The organism is Sandarakinorhabdus glacialis (assembly GCF_014643455.1).
Taxonomy (GTDB): Bacteria; Pseudomonadota; Alphaproteobacteria; order Sphingomonadales; family Sphingomonadaceae; genus Sandarakinorhabdus; species Sandarakinorhabdus glacialis.
The window spans coordinates 37,634-57,864 of sequence record NZ_BMJM01000007.1 but is presented as its reverse complement, the minus strand read 5'-3'; the positions used below and the strand labels follow the sequence as shown (position 1 = coordinate 57,864).

Annotated in this window: 15 protein-coding genes; 10 read left to right on the top strand and 5 right to left on the bottom strand. The window is 66.6% G+C overall.

All coding sequences use genetic code 11. The annotated features are described in order from the left end of the window. Nucleotides 1-195: 195 nt before the first annotated feature. From IEW98_RS10860 to IEW98_RS10850, 3 genes are read left to right on the top strand one after another with little or no spacing between them, the layout of a single operon-like run. Nucleotides 196-1,716: an RAD55 family ATPase gene (locus tag IEW98_RS10860; protein WP_188762981.1), complete on the top strand. Its 1,521-nt coding sequence runs from the start codon at nt 196-198 to the stop codon at nt 1,714-1,716. Then, nucleotides 1,716-2,075 (top strand): response regulator, encoded by a 360-nt coding sequence (locus IEW98_RS10855; RefSeq protein ID WP_188762980.1) that lies wholly within the window; start codon nt 1,716-1,718, stop codon nt 2,073-2,075. The genes IEW98_RS10860 and IEW98_RS10855 overlap by 1 nt, the downstream gene beginning before the upstream one ends. Next, entirely contained in the window at nt 2,072-4,564 is a 2,493-nt protein-coding gene (locus tag IEW98_RS10850; protein WP_188762979.1) for a PAS domain-containing sensor histidine kinase, read from the top strand. Before IEW98_RS10855 ends, IEW98_RS10850 begins: the two co-directional genes overlap by 4 nt. 198 nt (nt 4,565-4,762) lie before the next feature. Here IEW98_RS10850 and IEW98_RS10845 read toward each other — a convergent pair whose 3' ends face one another. The 4 genes from IEW98_RS10845 to IEW98_RS10830 all read right to left on the bottom strand — a co-directional run bounded on the left by IEW98_RS10845 (nt 4,763) and on the right by IEW98_RS10830 (nt 10,443). Continuing rightward, entirely contained in the window at nt 4,763-6,016 is a 1,254-nt protein-coding gene (locus IEW98_RS10845; protein ID WP_207792559.1) for an acyl-CoA dehydrogenase family protein, read from the bottom strand. Nucleotides 6,017-6,138: 122 nt separating this feature from the next. Next, a complete protein-coding gene (locus IEW98_RS10840) occupies nt 6,139-7,038 on the bottom strand; it encodes an NAD(P)H-hydrate dehydratase (RefSeq protein ID WP_188762978.1) in 900 nt (299 codons plus the stop codon). After that, a complete protein-coding gene (locus IEW98_RS10835; protein ID WP_188762977.1) occupies nt 7,035-7,784 on the bottom strand; it encodes a histidine phosphatase family protein in 750 nt (249 codons plus the stop codon). The genes IEW98_RS10840 and IEW98_RS10835 overlap by 4 nt, the downstream gene beginning before the upstream one ends. A 241-nt stretch (nt 7,785-8,025) precedes the next feature. Further along, on the bottom strand, nt 8,026-10,443 hold the full coding sequence (locus IEW98_RS10830; RefSeq protein ID WP_188762976.1) for a ligase-associated DNA damage response DEXH box helicase: 2,418 nt from the start codon (nt 10,441-10,443) through the stop codon (nt 8,026-8,028). A gap of 88 nt (nt 10,444-10,531) precedes the next feature. Between IEW98_RS10830 and IEW98_RS10825 the strand changes: the two genes are divergently transcribed. The 3 genes from IEW98_RS10825 to IEW98_RS10815 all read left to right on the top strand — a co-directional run bounded on the left by IEW98_RS10825 (nt 10,532) and on the right by IEW98_RS10815 (nt 13,052). Further along, nucleotides 10,532-10,909, top strand: a complete 378-nt coding sequence (locus tag IEW98_RS10825; protein WP_188762975.1) for a GFA family protein — start codon at nt 10,532-10,534, stop codon at nt 10,907-10,909. Nucleotides 10,910-10,965: 56 nt separating this feature from the next. Next, nucleotides 10,966-11,964, top strand: coding sequence for a ligase-associated DNA damage response exonuclease (locus IEW98_RS10820; RefSeq protein WP_188762974.1), 999 nt, complete (start codon nt 10,966-10,968; stop codon nt 11,962-11,964). A 62-nt stretch (nt 11,965-12,026) separates the two neighbouring features. After that, nucleotides 12,027-13,052 carry a quinone-dependent dihydroorotate dehydrogenase gene (locus tag IEW98_RS10815; protein WP_188762973.1) on the top strand — a complete coding sequence of 342 codons (1,026 nt, stop codon included), beginning with the start codon at nt 12,027-12,029 and terminating at the stop codon, nt 13,050-13,052. 78 nt (nt 13,053-13,130) lie between these two features. Here IEW98_RS10815 and IEW98_RS10810 read toward each other — a convergent pair whose 3' ends face one another. Further along, nucleotides 13,131-14,075, bottom strand: coding sequence for a bifunctional helix-turn-helix transcriptional regulator/GNAT family N-acetyltransferase (locus tag IEW98_RS10810; RefSeq protein WP_188762972.1), 945 nt, complete (start codon nt 14,073-14,075; stop codon nt 13,131-13,133). Nucleotides 14,076-14,171: 96 nt separating this feature from the next. Between IEW98_RS10810 and ggt the strand changes: the two genes are divergently transcribed. The 4 genes from ggt to IEW98_RS10790 all read left to right on the top strand — a co-directional run bounded on the left by ggt (nt 14,172) and on the right by IEW98_RS10790 (nt 20,161). Then, nucleotides 14,172-15,878, top strand: a complete 1,707-nt coding sequence (gene ggt, locus IEW98_RS10805; RefSeq protein WP_188762971.1) for a gamma-glutamyltransferase — start codon at nt 14,172-14,174, stop codon at nt 15,876-15,878. A gap of 21 nt (nt 15,879-15,899) precedes the next feature. Then, nucleotides 15,900-17,762, top strand: coding sequence for an AMP-dependent synthetase/ligase (locus IEW98_RS10800; protein ID WP_243450700.1), 1,863 nt, complete (start codon nt 15,900-15,902; stop codon nt 17,760-17,762). A 77-nt stretch (nt 17,763-17,839) separates the two neighbouring features. Continuing rightward, nucleotides 17,840-18,877: a hypothetical protein gene (locus IEW98_RS10795; RefSeq protein WP_188762970.1), complete on the top strand. Its 1,038-nt coding sequence runs from the start codon at nt 17,840-17,842 to the stop codon at nt 18,875-18,877. A 114-nt stretch (nt 18,878-18,991) separates the two neighbouring features. Continuing rightward, nucleotides 18,992-20,161, top strand: coding sequence for a pyridoxal phosphate-dependent aminotransferase (locus IEW98_RS10790; RefSeq protein WP_243450699.1), 1,170 nt, complete (start codon nt 18,992-18,994; stop codon nt 20,159-20,161). Nucleotides 20,162-20,231 lie beyond the last annotated feature (70 nt).

The following is a 20,231-nucleotide window of genomic DNA, read 5'->3' as shown; positions in this document are numbered from 1 at the left end:
TATGGGGCATCGTGGGTCGTCGTAGCAAGCGACTGTGCAAATTTTGGAGAATGCGGTTTCGCCATGGGCTTTCGGCTCTCGCATCGGCTCGCGCTTTGCGGCATGGAGGGTTGCAGGAAAAGGTGCGCGTATCGGTGCCGCAGTGGTAGCTGCAAATTTAGCTGCCGGGGTGCCGCGCCGAGTAACGAGGTCGCGATGGTTGATAGCGTAGAGAGTTCCCGGCCGAAATTGCGGCGTATCACCAGCGGCATTGCGGGCCTCGATACGATCCTTGGCGGCGGCCTGATGCTGGGCAATATCTATATCATCGAAGGTGCGCCGGGGGCCGGCAAGACCATCATGTCGAACCAGATCTGCTTTCACCACGCGGGGACGGGCGGCAAGGCGATCTTCGTGACGTTGCTGGCGGAGAACCATGCGCGGATGATCGCCAGTATTGCCGGGCTGGCATTTTACAATGCCGGACTGGTGCCCGAGCAGGTGCGGTATCTGAGCGCATATTCGGAGATCAGCGGCGACGGGCTTGCCGGGCTGCTTACGCTGTTGCGGCGGGAAGTGATCAAGCAGCGGGCGACGCTGCTGGTCATCGACGGGCTGGTTTCGGCGCAGGCATCGATGCAGATCGAGGCGCATTCTTCGTCGCATGGCGGGACCGGCGGCGACCAGGATTTCAAGATGTTCGTCCATGATTTGCAGGAGATCGCGCTGGCGACGGATTGCACGATGATCCTGACGACCAACACGGTGGACCGGATGTCGCCCGAGCAGACCATGGTCGACGGGCTGATCACGCTGACCGACGCCGTCTATGGCTGGCGATCGGAGAGCAGCTTGCAGGTGCGCAAGTTCCGGGGCAGCGGTTTCATGCGCGGGCGGCACACCTATGAGATCACCGACGCCGGGATCTCGGCGTATCCGCGGATGGAATTCCTGGTCAGCCGGGGGGTGCAGCCGGAAATGCTGAAGGCGCGGCTGCCGACCGGGATCGACGATCTCGACGTGATGCTCGAGGGCGGGCTGCCGGTGTTGTCGACGACGGCGCTGGTGGGTCCATCGGGCATCGGCAAGACCAGCACGGGCCTGCATTTTCTCAGCCGGTCGGTGCCGGCGGCGCCGGGGTTGCTGGTCGGGTTCTACGAACGGCCGGACGGGTTGGTCGACAAGGCCGACAATTTGGGGATCGACCTGCGCGGGCTGCTGGCAAGCGGCGCGGTCGAGATCATGTGGCAGCATTCGGAGGAACTGGCGCTCGACACGCTGGGCAGCCAGATCCTCGAGGCGGTCGAGCGGCGCGGGTTCAAGCGGGTGTTCATCGACGGTTACCTGGCATTCCGGGCGGCGGCGGTCGACGAACACCGGTTCCCCGGGTTTTTCACGGCGTTGGCGATCCAGTTGCAGCGGCTGGGAGCGACGATCGTCTATAGCCTCGAGACGCCGCGATTGTACGGGCGACTGGGCGAGCTGCCGGTCGAGGACCTGTCGCGGCTGTCCGAAAATATCATCGTCATGCGGTATCGCCGCATCGATGGCGACACCCACCGCGTGCTGTCGCTGCTCAAGGTGCGCAGCAGCGGTTATGACCCGGAGGAATATGTCTTTACCATGGGGGCCGATGGCGTCGGGTTGATGGTCGATGTGGCGCCGACTGAGCGCGGGCGAAGCGGGCCGGGGCGCGGGCGAAGCGGGCTGGGGCGCGGTGACGGGGGGCGGGGGTAATGGCTATCATTCTCGTCGTCGACGACGAGGTCGGCATTGCCAGGCTGCTCGAGGATGTGTTCGTTGATGACGGGCACGAGGTGATGCTGGCGTCGAACGGCCGGCAGGCGCTCGAACTGGCGTTGACGACCGTGCCGGCAATCATCCTGACCGACCTGATGATGCCGGTGATGGACGGGGCGGAATTGGCGGCGGCGCTGGCGGCCGAGCCCAGGCTGGCAGGCGTGCCGCTGGTGATGATGAGTTCGATGCCCGAGGGTGTCGTGGTGGCGAAGGGCGCGGCATTCACGGCGTTCGTGCGCAAGCCGTTCAATATCTATGCGCTGGTCGATCTCGCCAACAGTCTGATCGTGCGATGAGTGCGCCGATGCGATTGCCGGCGGCGTTGCGGTTCCTGGCGGGCGACGGCGAAATGGCGCGGCGGATCCGTGCCTTCGATTGGGCGGCGCATCCGCTGGGGGAGCCGTCGGGATGGCCGCAGGCGCTCAAGCTGTCGGTGCGGATCATGCTGACGACGCAGCACCCGGTGTTCGTTTTCTGGGGCGCAGACAGCTGGTGTTTCTACAATGATTCCTATGCACGGTCGCTGGGGCCCGAAAAGCATCCGGCGATGCTGGGCGAGGAGGGGGCGCTGGTGTGGCAGGAGGTCTGGCACGCCATCGGGCCGCAGATCGAGACGGTGATGTCGGCACAGGGCGCGACGTGGTACGAGAACCAGCGGCTGCCGATCTTTCGCCACGGCAGCCTGCAGGACGTTTTCTGGACCTATAGCTACGGCCCGATCGACGACGACACGGCGCCGGCGGGAGTGGGCGGCGTGCTGGTGCTGGTCACCGAGACGACGGCGCAGATGCAGGCGGGCCATGAGCAGGCGCGGGTGATCGACCGATTGCAGGCGCTGTTCGACCAGGCACCGGGCTTTATGTGCGTGATGACAGGGCCGGAGCATGTCTTCGAGGTCGCCAACGCCGCGTTTCGCGAACTGGTCGGGCGCAGCGAGATCATCGGCCAGCCGGTGCGCGAGGCGATTCCGGAGCTGATCGAGCAAGGGTTCATCGAGCGGCTGCAGCAGGTGTTCCGGACCGGCGAGCGGATGGTCGCCGAGCATTTGCCGGTCGTGTTGCAGCGGAGGGCGGGGGAGCCAGCCGAAGAGCGGTTCCTCAATTTCATCTATGAGCCGATCGTCGGGGCCGATGGCAGCGTGACCGGGATTTTCTGCGAGGGCAGCGACGTGACGGCGCGACATGTCGCCGAGCGGGCGCTGCGCGAATCCGACACGCGGTTTCGCAACATGGCGGACAGTGCGCCGATAATGATGTGGGAGACCGACCCGACCGGCAATTGCACCTATCTAAATTCGCGCTGGTACGAATATACCGGGCAGTCGGAGGCCGACGCGCTCGGCCTGGGGTGGACGCTGGCCGTGCATCCCGACGAGCAGGTCGAGGCCGAGCGGGTGTTCATGACGGCGAACAAGGCGCGCGGGCCGTTCCGGATCGAATATCGGGTGAAGGGTGCGGACGGGCAGTATCGGTGGATGATCGACGCAGCGACGCCGCGTCTTGCCGACGACGGGGCGTTCGTGGGGTTCGTCGGGTCGGTGATCGATATCGACGACCGCAAGCGCGCCGAGGACGGCATACGCATCAGCGAGGGCCGGTTCCGCGCGGCGGTGGAGGCGATACAGGGCTATTTGTGGACCAACGACGTCGAGGGCCGGATGACCGGGCGACAACCGGGCTGGGCAGCGTTGACGGGGCAAAGCGAGGCCGAATACCAGGGCTATGGGTGGGTCGACGCGGTGCATCCGGACGACGCAGAGGCAACGCTGGGGGCATGGCGCGCGGCGGTGGACGAGCAGCGGCGGTTCAATCACGAGCACCGGGTACGACGCAGCGATGGCAGTTGGGGGCGTTTTGCGATCTGCGCCATTCCGATCGTCGAGGGTGCCGGCGCCAGGCCCGGCGCGCTTTCGAGCGAGAGTGGCCAGCCGGTGGCCAAATGGGTCGGGGTGCATACCGATGTCACCGAGCAGCGCCGGACCGAGGACGCCTTGAAGGAGCTCAACCACACGCTGGAGGACCGTATCGCTGCGGAACTGGCGCGGCGGTCACGCGTCGAGGCGGCCTTGCGGCAGAGGCAGAAGATGGAGGCGATCGGCGTGCTGACCAGCGGGTTGGCACATGATTTCAACAATATGCTGACGGTGATCATCAGCGGGCTGTCGATCCTCGAGCGCACAATGGTGCGCGATCCGGGCAAGGCAAAAGTCTATATCGATGCTGCCAGCGACGGCGCGCGGCGGGCGGCAGCGCTTGTTGACCGGTTGATGGATTTTGCCCGGCAGAAGCCGCTGGAGCTGGCGCCGGTCGAGGTCAACGCGTTGATCGACGGCATGTCGGAAATCCTGCGGCGATCGGTGGGCGACGCGGTGGCACTCGAGGTGACGCTCGAAGCCGGGCTATGGTCGGTGGAGACCGATGTCAGCATGCTCGAGAACGTGGTGCTCAACCTGGCGATGAATGCGCGCGATGCGATGCCGGGTGGCGGCCGGCTGGCGATCCGGTCGGAGAATGTCGCGGTCGATGCGGCGATGGCGGCGGTGCTCGATGTGCTGCCAGGGGATTATGTGATGGTCGGCGTCACCGATACCGGGTCGGGGATGACGCCCGATGTCGTCGAGCGGGCGTTCAACCCGTTCTTCACGACAAAGGCGGTCGGCAAGGGGACCGGGCTGGGGCTGAGCCAGGTCCATGGTTTTGCCAAGCAGAGCGGCGGGACCGCGGTGATTGCATCGACGAGTTCGGCGGGTACGGAGATCTGCGTTTATTTGCCGCGGGTGGGGTGATTTAAGGCGCTTGGCGCGGCGGGTTGGGCGTCCCTCGACTTCGCTCGGGATGAGCGGGGTTCAGGGGTTGCGCGGAAGGCCCGGTGCTTCGGCTGGCGCGACTGGGCTCGGCGGCGCGGTGGATGCTGAAACAAGTTCAGCATGACGAAGGGCTTTACGAAGTGCTTTGGGCGGGGTTTTCGGCCCCGCCCTGCTCGTTCAGGCGTTGCCGTGGAGGCCGAGTTCGTGGCGGCCGACGACCATGTGATGGACTTCGTCGGGGCCGTCGGCGAAGCGCAGGTGGCGGACGTCGGCGTAGAGATCGGCCAGCGGGGTCCACTGCGAGATGCCGGCGGCGCCGTGAATCTGGATGGCCTGGTCGATGATCTGGCAGGTCTTTTCGGGGACCATCGCCTTGACCATCGAGACCCAGACCCGGGCTTCGCGGTTGCCGAGGACGTCCATGGCCTTGGCGGCCTTGAGGACCATCAGGCGCATGGCTTCGATCTCGATGCGGGCGCGGGCGACGAGCTCGAGGTTCTTGCCGAGCATGATCAGCGAGCGGCCAAAGGCTTCGCGGGACTTGCCGCGGTTGACCATGTAATCGAGCGCGATCTCGGCCTTGCCGATGGTCCGCATGCAGTGATGGATGCGGCCCGGCCCGAGGCGGACCTGCGAGATTTCAAAGCCGCGGCCTTCGCCGAGGAGGATGTTTTCATAGGGCACGCGGACGTTGTCGAAGCGGATGTGCATGTGGCCGCGCGGCGCATGGGCGTCGCCGAAGACGTGCATCGGGCCGAGGATCTTGACGCCGGGCGTGTCCATGGGGACGAGGATCTGCGATTGCTGGCCGCTGGCCGGGCCGTCGTCGGAGGTGCGGACCATGACGATCATGATCTTGCAGCGCGGGTCGCCGGCGCCCGAAATGTAGAATTTCTCGCCGTTGATGACCCATTCGCCGGCGATATGCTCGGCGCGGGTGCGGATGTTCTTGGCGTCGGACGAAGCGACGTCGGGCTCGGTCATGGCATAGGCCGAGCGGATTTCACCGGCGAGCAGCGGCTCGAGCCAGCGTTCCTTCTGGGCGTGGGTGCCGACGCGCTCGAGGACTTCCATGTTGCCGGTATCAGGGGCCGAGCAATTGAGCGATTCAGAGGCTAGCGGGGCCTTGCCGAGCTCGGCGGCGATATAGGCGTAGTCGAGGTTGCTGAGGCCTTCGCCGGTGGCGGCATTGGGCAGGAAGAAGTTCCACAGGCCCGAGGCCTTGGCCTTGTCCTTGGCGGTCTGGAGGAGCTCGAGTTGGCCCGGCGCCCAGCTCCACGGATCGGCGCGGTTCTTGCCAAGGGCTTCGAATTCCTCGGTGATCGGGACGACGTTTTCGGCGATGTGGCGGCAGACCGCGTCGAACAGCGGGCGTGCCTTTTCGGACATGCGCAGGTCGTTCATTTCATTGTGGCTGAAGATGTCGGTCACGGCGATTTCCCCGGTTGCTGATGTTTTGGCGGACCGGTCACGACACGAATGGTCGCTTGCACCGGCACTGTCGGGGCGACAATTCGGCGCGAAATGCGGCGGCGTCAATGGCTTTGGATCAATCAGGCGTTCTCGACCGAGGCGATGACGCGGGGGACTTCGGCGAGGAGTTCGCGGGCGAGGAAGCCGACGCGGCCGATGCGCTTGCCGAGCCGCTTGCCGGCCTTGCCATGGACATAGACCGCCCAGATCGCTGCCGACAGTGGCGGGGCGCCGCGCGCCATCAGGCCGAGCGCGATGCCGGCGAGGGTATCGCCCGATCCCAAGGTGGCAAGGCCGACGCCGCCACCGGCGAAGCGGAACAGCCGGCCATCGGGGGCAGCGACGACAGTGTTGGGGCCCTCGAGGACGATGATGGCCTGGAGGTCGGCAGCGGCGCGGGCGGCGATGCCGGCGGGATCGGCGAGGACTTCGTCGCGATTAATGCCGAGCATGGCGGCCATTTCGCCGGCGTGGGGGGTCAGGACGGTCGCGCCGCCGCGCTGGTGGAGGAGCGGGCGTAGCGACTTGATGGCGGCGAGCGGCGCGGCATCGAGGACGAGGCCGGCGTCGCCGAGATCGGCCGAGAGGATGGCGCGGGTGAATTCGTGCGCGGCGTCGCCGGCGGCCAGGCCGGGGCCGACGAGGATGGCGTCGGTGGCGGGGAGGCGGCGGCACAGTATCTCGATATTGTCGGCGCCGAAGCCCGAACCGCTGCCGGCGTCGCATTCGGTTAGTTGCACGACAAGTGCTTCGGGGACGGCGAGGGCGAGCATCGGAGCGACCGAGGCGCACGTTGCCATCTGGAGCTTGCCGGCGCCGGCGCGCAATGCCGCGACCCCCGAAAGCAGCAGCGCGCCGGGCATCTCGGTGCAACCGCCGATGGCGAGGGCGCGGCCGCGGGCGTCCTTGTCGACGTTGCCGCCATGCTCGGGGAGCGGCAGCGAGCGCAGCAGCGCCTTGTTGAGCTTGATATCGCTCATCCGGCGGCGACCGGGACGTCGGGGGCGGTCGTTACCGGGGTGGCGGCGACGTCGAGCGGTTGCACGAAGTTATAGGTGAGTAGCCGCGGTCGGACGCGGCCGCGATCGTCGGGGACAAAATCATATTCGGTGACGCTGCAATTGGCGATGTCGCCGGCGCGGTCGATGCCGAGGATGGTGGCCTCGTCGAACGATTCGAGGATGTAGCGCAAGCAGAGCACGACGACCTGGTGGGCGACGATGACGACGCGGTCGCCGGCATGGTGGAGGCTGATGGTGTCGACAAAGGCGCGCAGGCGCAGGATGACGTCGACCCAGCTCTCGCCGCCGGGCGGGCGGTGGTAGAATTTGCCGAGTGCGCTGAGGGCGGCGGCCTGGTCGGGGTGGAGTTGTTCGACGCCGCGGCGGGTGAGGCGATCGAGGATGCCGAATTCGCGTTCGCGGAGGCGTTCGTCGATGAATGGAGACTCGGCGGGATTGCTGTGCTCGGCGATCAGGCGGGCGGTTTCGCGGGCGCGCAGGAACGGCGAGGCAAGGATGATTTCAGGGCCGCGATCGAGGTTGGCGAACCAGCGCGCGACGGCTTCGGCTTGCTCGACGCCGAGGTTGCTGAGCGGGACGTCGGCGTCGCGGATGTCGAGCTTGATGCGCGGGTGGCCGGCCTCGTCGGCGGCGGCGGCGGCGACGTTGCCGGCGCTTTCGCCGTGGCGGACGATCCAGAGGTGAGCGGGCCAGCGCTGCGCCATGTTGGGCTTTCGTGATGTCGGTTGGTGGGTATCAACGCCGGGAGGGGCGTGGGGTTCATTGGGGGCGGTGAAGGGGGGAAGGGCCGGGTACGAGCAGCGCGTCCACATACTGCACACTCTGCCCGTCACCCCGGCGAAGGCCGGGGCCCATCTCCTGGACATTCCGGAGATGGGCCCCGGCCTTCGCCGGGGTGACGAAATTAGAGAGGGGGCGTGATTTTAAGGTGAAGCCTTGGCTTCGTCAGTCGAGGCGCATGGCTTCGGCGGCGAGGGCGTTGGCTTCGAGGAGGAGCGCCGTGTCGGCGGCGCCGGCGACGCGTTCGCGGCCGGCTTCGAGGAGGACGGGGACGGCGAGGGGCGAGACGCGGGGTAGCGCCATGAGCACCAGGTTGCGCTGGGCGAGATCGAGGAGCGCGCCGAGGCGTTCGATGTCGGTCAGCTTGCTGCGCGCGTCGGTCCAGGCGGCGGTCAACAACAGATGGCCGGGTTCGTGACGGCGCAGGACGTCGTAGATGAGATCGGACGAGACGCTCATCTGCTTGCCGGTCTTGTACTGGCCGGGCAACGCGCGTTCGATGAGGCCGCCGATGATGGCGACCTCGCGAAAGGCGCGGCGCAGGAATGGCGAGGCAGCCATCCATTCGGCAAGCTCCTCCTCGAAGACGTCGGGCGAGAACAAGGGCTTGGGATCGGTGACCTGCTTGAGCGACCAGACTGCGACGACGTAATCGCTGCCGACGAAGCCGAGCGGCTCGAGCCCGGCGGCCTCCATGCGCTGGGTGAGTAGCATGCCGAGGGTCTGGTGGGCGTGGCGGCCGGCGAAGCCATAGGCGACCATGTACCAGCGGCCCTCGCGTTCGAAGGTTTCGACGAGCAGGTCGTCGAGCCCGGGGAGCGCCGAGCGGCGTTGCTGGATCGCGAGCCATTCATGGACGTCGGGCGGCATTTCGGACCAGCGTTCGGGTGTATTGAACAGCCCGCGGACGCGCGCGGCGAGGTTGGTCGACAGCGGCATGCGGCCGCCGGCATAGGTCGGCACGCGCGGGTCGCCGCGGCCGTGGCGGACGAAGATGTCGGGGCCGTCGAAACCGGTCACCTCGAGCGTCTGACCGGCGAACATGAAGCTGTCGCCGATGCGTAACTGGCCGCCGAACCATTCCTCGACCTGGCCGAAGCGGCGCCCGGTGCGGCCGTTCTTGCCGAAGACGACGTTCATGGTGACGGCCTCGACGATGGTGCCGCTGTTGAGGCGGTGCTGGAGCGCGAGGCGGGGGTGGGTGAGGCGCCAGGCGCCGGACTTGTCCTGCTTCAGCCGCTGGTAGCGATCATAGGCGCGCAGCGAATAGCCGCCTGTGGCGACGAAGCTGATGACCTCGTCGAAGCGGGCGCGGGTCAGGCCCGCATAGGGCGCGGCAGTGCGGACCTCGGCATAGAGATCGTCGGCCATGAAGGGCGCCGCGGCGGCGCAGGCGACGACATGCTGGGCGAGGACATCGAGGCCGCCGGGGCGGAAGCGGTCTTCGTCGAGCTCGCCTTCGCGGACCGCGTCCTGCGCGGCGAGGGATTCAAGATACTCGAAGCGGTTGCCGGGGACGACGATGGCGCGGCTGGCCTCGTCCATGCGGTGGTTGGCGCGGCCGGTGCGCTGGAGCAGGCGCGACGAGCCCTTGGGGGCGCCCATCTGGACGACGAGATCGACATCGCCCCAATCGATGCCCAGATCGAGGCTGGCGGTGGCGACGATGGCGCGCAGGCGACCGGTGGCCATGGCGTTTTCGGTCTTGCGCCGGGCTTCGGCCGAGAGCGAGCCGTGGTGGATGCCGATGGGCAGCGCCTGGTCGTTTTCGGCCCAGAGGTCGCGGAAGACGAGCTCGGCGACGGCGCGGGTGTTGACGAAGACGATGGCGAGGCGCGAAGCCTCGAGCCGGCGCATGACGGCGCGGGCGGCCCAGCGGCCGTTGTGGCCGGCCCAGGGAATGCGGTCCTCGATGACGAGGATCTCCACGATGGGATCGGCGCCGGGATCGCCGGTGACGAGGGTGACGCTGGCGGAATCGGCGTCGGGGGCGAGCCAGCCCTGGTAAGCTTCGGGGTCGGCGATGGTGGCGCTGAGGCCGACGCGGCGCAGGCCCGGGGCGAGGCTTTGCAGGCGCGAGAGGGCGAGGGCGAGCTGGTCGCCGCGCTTGGTGGTGGCGAAGGCGTGAATTTCGTCGACGATGACGGTCTTCACGCCTGCGAGCATCGTCGCGGCGTCGGGGTAGGAGATGAGCAGGGCGAGCGATTCAGGGGTGGTGAGCAAGATGTGCGGCGGGCGTTCGCGCTGGCGTTTCTTGCGGTCGGACGGCGTGTCGCCGGTGCGGGTTTCGACGCGGATATCGAGGCCGATTTCCTCCACCGGAAGGAGCAGGTTGCGTTTTACGTCGACGGCGAGCGCCTTTAGCGGGCTGACGTAGATGGTGTGGAGGCCGTCCACCGGGTGATCGTGGAGATCGGCGAGGGTGGCGAGGAAGCCGGCGAGGGTCTTGCCGGCGCCGGTGGGGGCGACGAGCAGCGCGTGATCGCCGGCAGCGGCGGCGGCGACCATTTCGAGCTGGTGACGGCGCGGGGACCAGCCGCGCCTAGTAAACCAGGCGGCGATCGCGGGGGGGAGGGATGTCACGTGTCGGATATGGAGGGCCGGCGGATGTTGCGGAAGGGGTTTACGGATTTACGCTTGGCGGTGCATCTGGTGCCGAGGAGATCGCAGGATGACGAAGGGGTCGTGTTTGTGTGGGGCGGTGACGTTCGCCGTGACCGGGGACCTGGGGCCGCCCGATGCGTGTCATTGCGGGCAGTGCCGCAAGCAATCGGGACATTATTGGGCGTCGACCGATGTGCCGCTGGCGAATGTGACGATCGAGGGTGAGGCGGCGCTGAAATGGTACCAGTCGTCGGCGCGGGCACGGCGGGGATTTTGCCGGACTTGCGGGTCGTTTTTGTTCTGGCGGCCGGAAGGACGGGATTCGATTGCGATTGCGATGGGGGCATTTGACGAGCCGACGGGGATACGGCTGCACGAGCACATCTTTGTCGCCGACAAGGGTGATTATTATGAGATCGGGGACGGGTTGCCGCAGAAGGAATAGCGGCACGGTGACACGCTGCGCTGGCGGTTGGGCGAGCGCAGTCGCATATTATTGCAATGGCATCTCCCGATTGGCTCATTCCACACCCTGAGGGGATTTATGTCGCGCCGGCCGACGTGTGGATCGATCCGTCGCGGCCCAAGGATCGCGCGCTGGTGACGCATGGGCATGCCGATCATGCGCGGGGTGGGCATGGGCATGTCATGGCGACGCGCGAAACGCTGGCGATCATGGACGTGCGGTACGGCCAGCAGGTTGGGGCGCAGGGCGTGGCCTATGGCGAGACGGTGCAGGTCGGCGATGTAAGCGTGCGCTTCGTGCCGGCGGGGCATGTCTTGGGGTCGGCGCAGATCGTGCTCGAGCACAAGGGTGAGCGGATCGTGGTTTCCGGGGATTACAAGCGCCGCCCCGATCCGAGCTGTGCGCCGTTCGAGCCGGTGCCGTGCGATGTGTTCGTGACCGAGGCGACGTTCGGCCTGCCGGTGTTCCGGCATCCACCGACGCCGGGCGAGGTTGCCAAGGTGGGGGCGGCGCTGGCGGCGAACCCCGAGCGCTGCGTGCTGATCGGGGCGTATGCGCTGGGCAAGGCGCAGCGGGTGATCCGCGAGTTGCGGGTGGCGGGATATGATGCGCCGATCTTCATTCATGGGGCGCTGCAGAAGCTGTGCGCGCTGTACGAGAGCTTTGGAGTGGAGCTTGGGGATTTGCGGCCGGCGATGGGGTTGAAGGCGGCGGAGATGAAGGGATCGGTGGTGATCGCGCCGCCGTCGGCGCTGGCGGATCGGTGGTCGCGGCGGTTGCCGGATCCGGTGACGGCGATGGCCTCGGGGTGGATGCGGGTGCGGCAGCGGGCGGTGCAGCGGGGGGTGGAGTTGCCGCTGATTATCTCGGACCATGCCGATTGGGATGAGCTGACCGATACGATTACCGAACTGCGCCCTGGCGAGGTTTGGGTGACGCATGGGCGGGAGGAGGCGCTCGTGCATTGGTGCCGGTTGCGGCAGGTGAAGGCGCGAGCGTTGGATTTGGTGGGGCGGGAGGATGAGGAGGATTAGGGGTGGTGCAGCGTGACTCTCCCCTCCCTTGAAGAAGGGAGGGGAGCAGAGGTAGATGGCGCATGTTCAATGTCCTGCGCCCGCTGATTTTCAGGCTCGATCCGGAGGCGGCGCATGGGTTGACGCTGGCGGCGCTGCGGACGGGGCTGGGGCCGGCGTCGGGGCCGGATGATCCGGTGTTGCGGACGCGGTTTGCGGGGCTCGACTTGCCCAATCCGGTGGGGTTGGCGGCGGGGTTCGACAAGGACGTGATGGTGCCGGACGCGATGCTGCGGCTGGGGTTCGGGTTTGTCGAATGCGGGTCGGTGACGCCGTTGCCGCAGGTGGGTAATCCCCGGCCGCGGCTGTTCCGGCTGACCGAGGATGCGGCGGTCATCAATCGGATGGGGTTCAATAATCTTGGGCTGGAACATGCGGTTACGCGGTTGAAGGCGCGTGCCGGGCGGCTGGGGGTGGTGGGCATTAATTTGGGGGCGAACAAGGATTCGGCGGACCGGACGGGTGATTATGTGGCGGGAGTGCGGGCGGCGGCGGCGCTGGCGGATTATGTGACGGTCAATATCTCGTCGCCGAACACGCCGGGGCTGCGGGCGTTGCAGGATGGTGCGGCGCTGGCCGATCTGGTGGCGCGGGTGGTCGAGGCGCGCGGGCGGATTGCGGTGCCGTTGTTCGTCAAGGTGGCGCCCGACCTGGAAGCGGCGGATTTCGATACGATTGCGCGGATTGCTATCGATGGGAGCGTCGATGGGTTGATCGTGTCGAACACGACTGTGTCGCGGCCGGGGTTGCGGAGTCGGTTCGGCGGCGAGGCGGGTGGGCTTTCCGGGGCGCCGCTGGCGGGGTTGGCGATGGCGGCGTTGCAGGGGTTTGCGGCGGCGACGGGGGGTGCGTTGCCGTTGATTGCGGCGGGGGGGATTTCGAGCGGGGCGGAGGCTTATGCGCGGATTCGGGCGGGGGCGAGCGCGGTGCAGCTGTATTCGGCGCTTGTATTCGAGGGGCCGGGGCTGGTGGGGCGGATCAAGGCGGAACTGGCGGGGCTGTTGAAGCAGGATGGGTTTGGGAGTGTTGGGGAGGCTGTGGGGCGGTAGGGTTTTATCGTCGGCGCTGGGGACCCCCACCCCGCTCGCGCAAGGGCGCGAGTCGCCCTCCCCGCAGGGTGGAGGGAGTTAGAGTGCGATCGACATGGCGACGTTGCAGCGTTCGTAGCGGGCGCCGTAGCGTTGCATGATGTCGGCGTCATGGTCGAAGCCGAGCTTTTCGTAGAGGTGAATGGCGGCGCCGCATTTGGTGTTGGTGAGCAGGTAGAGGGTCTCGATCTGCATCGCGGCGGCGCGCTCGAGGATGACGGCGAGGAGGAATTCGCCGGCCTTGCGCCCGCGTGCGGCTTCGGTGACGGCCATCTTAGTGAGTTCGAAGGCGGTGTCGTCGATGCGCATCAGGGCGCAGGTGCCGATGATGCCGATGCCGGGGGCTTCGACGAACAGGATGATGCCGCCGCGGTCGATGATGGTTTCGCGTGGGTTGCCGAGGATTTTGCGGTCGTTGTCCTCGAGGGTGAACATCGACGCGATCCATTCGGCGTTGATGCGCTCGAATTCGCCGGCGAGATCGTCGGTATATTCCCGTATGCGGAGGGGTGCGCCGACGCGGTCGAGCAGCGAGCGCTGGTCGAGGCGGGCTTCGAGGCCGGACAGTTGGGTGAGGAGATCGCCTTCGAGTCCGGCGCAAAGTTCGGCGACGGCAGCGGTGACCGGTGGCCAGACCAGCGCCTTGCCGCGCGCCATGACGGCGGCGCCGGCAGCGGTGAGGGCGAGCGGCTTGAGGCGCAGGTCGCCGGCATGATGGGCGGGTTCGATGAGGCCAAGGGCAAGCAGGGCGCGGACCGAGCGGGTGATCGAGGGCTGGCTGATGCCGAGCGCCGCGCCCAGTTCGGTGACGGTGGCGGGGCCGCCGCTGTCGATTGCGGCGAGCAAGGGAAAGTGTGCGGGCTGGATTGGCAGGTCGGCGGCGCACATGATGCGCGCGGCGTCGGCCTGGAGACGCTCGGCGAGCCGCTTCAGCCGGCTGCCGAGGAAGAGTTCTGGATGCTGGGCGAGAATGTCCCGGGTCACATAGCCTCCAATGCTTAGCGCGTTATATAGCAGGCTATGGAGTTTGCAAGAGTGCGGGCTTGTCGCGGGACGCCGCACCTGCCTATGTTCGCCGCGATGACAAAGACCTTCGCATTATTCGCCATGCTCCTCCTTGGCACCGCATCTGTCGGAGCGAAGGAGCCATCGCCGGTCAGCGGCATGGCCAATGCCGTGACGGCAGCCGACCCGCGCGGCACGGCGGCGGGGCTGGCGATGCTGAGGCAGGACGGCAACGCGATGGACGCTGCCGCTGGGATGATGCTGGCGTTGACGGTGGTCGAGCCGCAATCGTCGGGCATCGGCGGGGGCGGCTTGCTGGTTTACCAGGCGGCGGGGGCCAAGGCGCCGGTCACCTTCGATGGCCGCGAGAAGGCACCGGGCCTCGCGACAACGCAATATTTCATGGGAGCGGACGGCAAGCCGCAGCCGCGACGCGAGGCGGTGCCCGGCGGCAAGAGTGTCGGCGTGCCGGGCAATATCGCGATGATCGCCAAGGCACATGCCAAATACGGCAAGCTGGCGTGGGCGAAGCTGTTCGAGCCGGCGATTGCCTTGGCGCGCGGCGGCTATGAGGTGACGCCGCGGATGGCCCGGGCGATCGCCGGCAGTGCCGCCACGTTGAAGCTGACGCCCGAGGCGGCGGCGCTGTTCCTTAATGCCGATGGCAGCGGCAAGGCGGCGGGGACGCGCATCGTCAACGAGCCGCTGGCGCAGACGTTCGAGGCGATCGCCAAATCCGGGCCGAAGGCGTTTTATACCGGGCCGGTGGCGGAGGCGATCGTCAAGCGGGTGACGACGGCGCCGAACAATCCATCGGTGATGACGACCGGGGACATGGCGGCATACGAGGCCAAGGAACGTCCGCCGGTATGCGTGACCTACCGGACCTACAAGGTGTGCGGCATGGGTCCGCCTTCGGCCGGCGGCATTGCGGTGCTGTCGATCCTGAAGCAGCTCGAGGGCTTCGATCTCGGCAAGCTCGGAGCCGCCGATCCGGTTGCCTGGCACCTGATTGCCGAAAGCGAGCGGCTGGCGTTTGCCGATCGTGCCATGTTCGGCGGCGACAGCGATTTCGTCTCGGTGCCCGTCGCGGGTTTGCTCGCCCCGGCGTATCTGAAAGCGCGCGGCAGCCTGATCAAGGCCGATTCGAGCCTGTTGCGGGCTGAACCGGGGCGGCCGGCGGGCGCGGCGGCGCGGACGCTCGCGCCGGGCGGCGAAGTGCCGTCGACGACGCACTTTGCAGCGGCCGATGCGGCGGGCAATGTCGCCTCGATGACGTCGACGATCGAGAGCGGTTTTGGCAGTTCGCTGGTGGCCGGCGGGATGGTCCTCAACAACGAGCTGACCGATTTCAGCTTCGAGCCCGAAGTGGCGGGGGCGCCGGTGGCGAACCGGGTCGAGGGCCACAAGCGACCGCGGTCGTCGATGGCGCCGACAATCGTCTATGATGCGCGCGGCAAGCCGTTGCTGGCAGTTGGCGCCGCCGGCGGGATGACGATTCCGGCGCAGATCGCCAAGGCGATCATCGCGGTGCTCGACTGGAAGCTGCCGATCGCCGATGCCATCGCGCTTCCGACGATCTATGTGTCGGACGACCTGGTCATCGTCGAGAAAGGTCCACAGGGCGCGCCGCTCGAGGCGATGATCCCGGCGCTGGAAAAGCTGGGCCATCGCTCCGCAGTCACGTCGATGCCGTTGAAGGCCAATGGACTCGAGCGTACGACTGCCGGCTGGCGGGGCGGCGCCGACCCGCGCAGCGAAGGCAATTCGGCAGGCTATTAGTCAGGCAACCAGGGTCCCGGCATGAGCATTCCCAAGCTTCCCCCCCTTCGCCCGGCCAAGATGTCGGCGCGGATCGACGGTTGGCCCAACCTGGTCACCATGTTCCTCGACCGGGCCGACGAGCATGGCGAGCGGCCGATGCTGTCGCGCAAGGTCGAAGGGGCGTGGCGGACGCAGACCTGGGCCGAGTGCCGCGACATCGTCGCGAGTCTGTCGGCGGCGCTGATCGATCTCGGCATCGTCAAGGGCGACCGGGTCGTGCTGGTCAGCGAGAACCGGCCCGAATGGTGCCTGGCGGACCTGGCGATCATGGCGGCGGGCGCGATTACGGTGCCGGCGTATACGACGAACACCCAGGCCGATCATGCGCATATTCTCGGGAATTCGGGGGCGCGGGCGGTGATCGTGTCGAATTCCAAACTGGCGGCGTCGCTGCTGCCGGCGGTGGCGGAAAGCGAGAATTGCCGGATCGTCGTCGGTATCGACCATCTCAAGGACAGCCAGCGCAGCACGCTCGAGGTGCACCAATGGGCGAAAATCGTCGACGCGCGGAGCGACACGCTGGTTGCCGACCGCCGCGGCCTGCGCGAGCGGGCGACGATGCAGCGGCATGACCTGGCGTGCGTGATCTATACCAGCGGCACCGGCGGCGCGCCGCGCGGGGTGCGCCAGCATCACGGCGCGATCATGCGCAATATCGCCGGCGCCAACGCCGTCATCGAGCAGGATTTTTTCATCAATCCGGGCGATCCGGTGGGGGAGCTGTTCCTGAGCTTCCTGCCGCTGTCGCACGCCTATGAGCATACCGCCGGGCAATATATGCCGATCGGGATGGGCGGGCAGATTTACTACGCCGAGGGGCTGGAGAAGCTGGCGGCGAACATCGAGGAGGTCGGCCCCAGCTTCATGGTGGTGGTGCCGCGGCTGTTCGAAGTGCTGCGGACGCGGATCGCCAAGCAGATCGAGAAGCAGGGCGGCGTCGCGGTTACGCTGCTCAACCAGGCGCTGCGGCTGGCACGCAAGGAAGCGCGCGGCGAGAGCCTGAATTTTGTCGAGCGCGGGCTCGATGCGGTGCTCGAGCGGACCATCCGCAAGTCGATCCGCGCCAAGTTCGGCGGGCGGTTGAAGGGGCTGGTTGCCGGCGGCGCGCCACTCAATCCCGAGGTCGGGGTGTTTTTTGCAGCGATCGGCATCGCCATTTTGCAGGGTTACGGCCAGACCGAGGCCGGGCCGGTGATCTCGTGCAACCGGCCGCGGGCCCGGTTGAAGATGCATACGGTGGGGCCGCCGCTCGGGCAGGTCGAGGTCAGGATCGCCGGCGACGGCGAGATCATGGTGCGCGGCGAGCTGGTGATGGACGGCTATTGGATGAACGATGCCGAGAGCCACAAGGTGCTGCAGGACGGCTGGCTGCTTACCGGCGATATCGGGCATATCGACGCGGACGGTCATCTGGTGATCACCGATCGCAAGAAGGACATCATCGTCAATGACAAAGGGGATAATGTTGCTCCCCAGCGGGTCGAGGGCATGTTGACGCTGCAGGACGAGATTTCGCAGGCGATGGTCTATGGTGACAAGCGGCCGTACCTCGTCGGCGTGGTGGTCCCTGAAGTCGAATGGGCGATGTGCTGGGCGCGCGACAAGGGCATGCCGGGCGACCTGAAGAAGCTGGCGCAGGAGCCCGAGTTCCACCGCGCAGTGATGGCGGCGGTCGACCGGGTCAATGGCCGACTGGCGGTGACCGAGAAGGTGCGGCGAGTGATCGTCGCCGGTGAAGCTTTCACCACCGACAACCAGCAGATGACGCCGAGCCTGAAGATCCGGCGGCATGTGTTGAAGCAGGTTTACGGGGCCCGGCTGGACAAGCTCTACGCTTCCTGATTTGGGCCGGTTGAGTCTCGATACGGGATACGTAACATTCAATTGCCCGGGCTTGCCGGTGAAAGCAGCAGCGCCCGGTGACCGAAACTCCATCCCTGACCCGCCGCGTTACGGATACCGCGCATGCAGCGCGCGACTGGCTCGATTCACCGGCGGGCAAGCGCGCCCAGAAATGGGTGAGCATCGGCCTTTCGGTAGCGATCCTGGCGATATTGGCGCGGTCGATCTCGGACATCGGCTGGCGGCAAGTGGTGCGAGTGCTGCCGACGACGCCGTTATTCTGGATCCTGTTCGGTGCTGCTTATTTCCTGCAGCCGCTGATCGACTGGATCATCTTTCGCCGCTGGTGGCCGATGGCGTGGCGGGCGGTTTCGATCTTCCTGCAGAAGCGGGTGATGAACGAAGCGCTGTTTTCCTATGCCGGCGACACGTATCTGATCGCCTGGGCGGCGAACAAGCTGGGCATCGAATATGATCCCGAGGCGCCGCCGAAGCGCTTGCTGGGGCGCGGCGACGGGCCGGGGCTGGACCCGCAGACGAGTCCGTTCGCCGCGATCAAGGATGTCGCGATTACGTCGGGACTGGCGGGAAACCTGACGACATTGGTGACGCTCGGGCTGGCGTTGGCGATGGGCGGCGACCGGGTGCTCAGCGAGGGCGTCGACCCGGCGGTGCTGCGCAATTCGATGATCGCCTTCGGCGCGCTGATCGTGCTGAGCGCGTCGATCGTGCTGTTCCGCAAGCAGGTGATGAGCATTCCGGTTGCCGACAACATGTGGAGTTTCTGGTGGCATCTGTTCCGGGTGCTGACGGCGCACGTGCTGATCGTGCTTTCCTGGGTGGTGGCCTTGCCGGCGATCGCTTTCACGACATGGTTCCTGCTCGGGGCGCTGCGGATGGTGATCGGGCGGTTGCCGTTGCCGAACAAGGAATTGGTCTTCGCCGCGGTCGCGGTCAGCCTGACCGGCGATGCGTCGGTGCAGGTGGCGGCGTTGATGGCGGCGCAGGGGGCACTGCACCTGGTCTTCCATGGCCTCGCCTGGGTATTGGCGGCGGCGATCGAGAAGAGCGGGCCGGCGATGACCAGCGACGCGCAGGCGCCGCGCGGAGTCTAGCGAGGCGTAACTGGCGGCAAACGACCGACTATCGCACGACCCGGTTGACATCGGGGCGAGCGCGCCGCGACAAGGCGGACGGCGCGGGTGGCGGCGATGGGGGAATATTCGACGATGAAGTGGCCGGCAGAGCGTCTGGTGGGCGGGTCCACGAAGAGTTTCGGGATGTACGAGGTGGCGGCGCGGCTGGACGCCGAAGGGGTCGATCTGATTCACCTGGAGTTCGGGCGGCCGTTTGCCGACACGCCTTTGCATATCAAGGAGGCGACGAAGGCGGCGCTCGATGCGGGGGTGGTGCATTACGGCGACTTTCGGGGGACGCTGCCGTTGCGCGAGGCACTGGCGGCGAAGCTGCGCGATTTCAATGGGCTCGATTACGGCGTCGACGAGGTGCTGGTTACCAACGGGCTGACGCATGCGTCGTTTGCGGCGTTCATGGCGGCGATCGATCCGGGCGACGAGGTGATCTTGCTCGAGCCCTATTATCCGCAGCATATCGGCAAGACGGAATTGGCCGGCGGACGCGTTGTCGTGGCGGGGCTCGATGCGGCGAACGGGTTCGCGATTTCACGCCAGGCGATTGCGGCGGCGATCACGCCGCGGACGCGAATGATCGTGCTGGTCAATCCGGCCAATCCGACGGGACGGGTCTATACGCGCGCCGAGTTGCAGGACGTGGCCGACCTGGCGATCGCGCATGATTTGCTGGTGCTGTCGGACGAGGTTTACGAGTTCATCACCTATGATGGGGCGCGGCATGTCAGCATCGCGGCCTTGCCGGGAATGCGCGCGCGGACGATCAGCTGTTTTGCCTTTACCAAGGCCTATTCAATGGATGGTTGGCGCATTGGGTATTTGACCGCCGACGCGGCGTTGATGCCGGCGCTGATGCGGATCACGATGACCGACGTGACGCATGTGAACGTGTTCATCCAGGAAGGGGCGATCGCGGCGGTGACGGGTCCGCAGGCGCCGATGCTGGCAATGGTCGAGGCGGATCGGCGCAAGCGTGATATCGTGGTCGCGGGGCTCAATCGCTTGCCGGGGGTGAGTTGCGCGGTGCCGGAGGCGACGATTTATGCGTTTCCGGATATTCGCGGGACTGGCAGGACATCGAGCGAATTAGCGATGTTGATCCTCGATAAGGCGCATGTGGTTGTCGAGGCGGGTGACTTTTACGGGCCTGCGGGCGAGGGGCATTTGCGGGTTTGCTTCGGATCGGTGTCGGAGGCGCGGCTGATCGAGGCGATGGAGCGATTGTCGGTGTTTTTCGAGAGCCTTTAGAGCGGGTTGTGCCGTTCTCGCGCACTGTCGAAATCGTTAACATTTTCCGCATTTTCCGCTTTCGGCGTTT

Coding starts and splice junctions, on each gene's coding strand:
- IEW98_RS10815 (WP_188762973.1), top strand. CDS start 12,027: ATGTTCAATGTCCTGCGCCCGCTGATTTTCAGGCTCGATCCGGAGGCG.
- IEW98_RS10800 (WP_243450700.1), top strand. CDS start 15,900: ATGAGCATTCCCAAGCTTCCCCCCCTTCGCCCGGCCAAGATGTCGGCG.
- ggt (WP_188762971.1), top strand. CDS start 14,172: ATGACAAAGACCTTCGCATTATTCGCCATGCTCCTCCTTGGCACCGCA.
- IEW98_RS10825 (WP_188762975.1), top strand. CDS start 10,532: ATGACGAAGGGGTCGTGTTTGTGTGGGGCGGTGACGTTCGCCGTGACC.
- IEW98_RS10850 (WP_188762979.1), top strand. CDS start 2,072: ATGAGTGCGCCGATGCGATTGCCGGCGGCGTTGCGGTTCCTGGCGGGC.
- IEW98_RS10820 (WP_188762974.1), top strand. CDS start 10,966: ATGGCATCTCCCGATTGGCTCATTCCACACCCTGAGGGGATTTATGTC.
- IEW98_RS10860 (WP_188762981.1), top strand. CDS start 196: ATGGTTGATAGCGTAGAGAGTTCCCGGCCGAAATTGCGGCGTATCACC.
- IEW98_RS10790 (WP_243450699.1), top strand. CDS start 18,992: ATGAAGTGGCCGGCAGAGCGTCTGGTGGGCGGGTCCACGAAGAGTTTC.
- IEW98_RS10855 (WP_188762980.1), top strand. CDS start 1,716: ATGGCTATCATTCTCGTCGTCGACGACGAGGTCGGCATTGCCAGGCTG.
- IEW98_RS10835 (WP_188762977.1), bottom strand. CDS start 7,784: ATGGCGCAGCGCTGGCCCGCTCACCTCTGGATCGTCCGCCACGGCGAA.
- IEW98_RS10840 (WP_188762978.1), bottom strand. CDS start 7,038: ATGAGCGATATCAAGCTCAACAAGGCGCTGCTGCGCTCGCTGCCGCTC.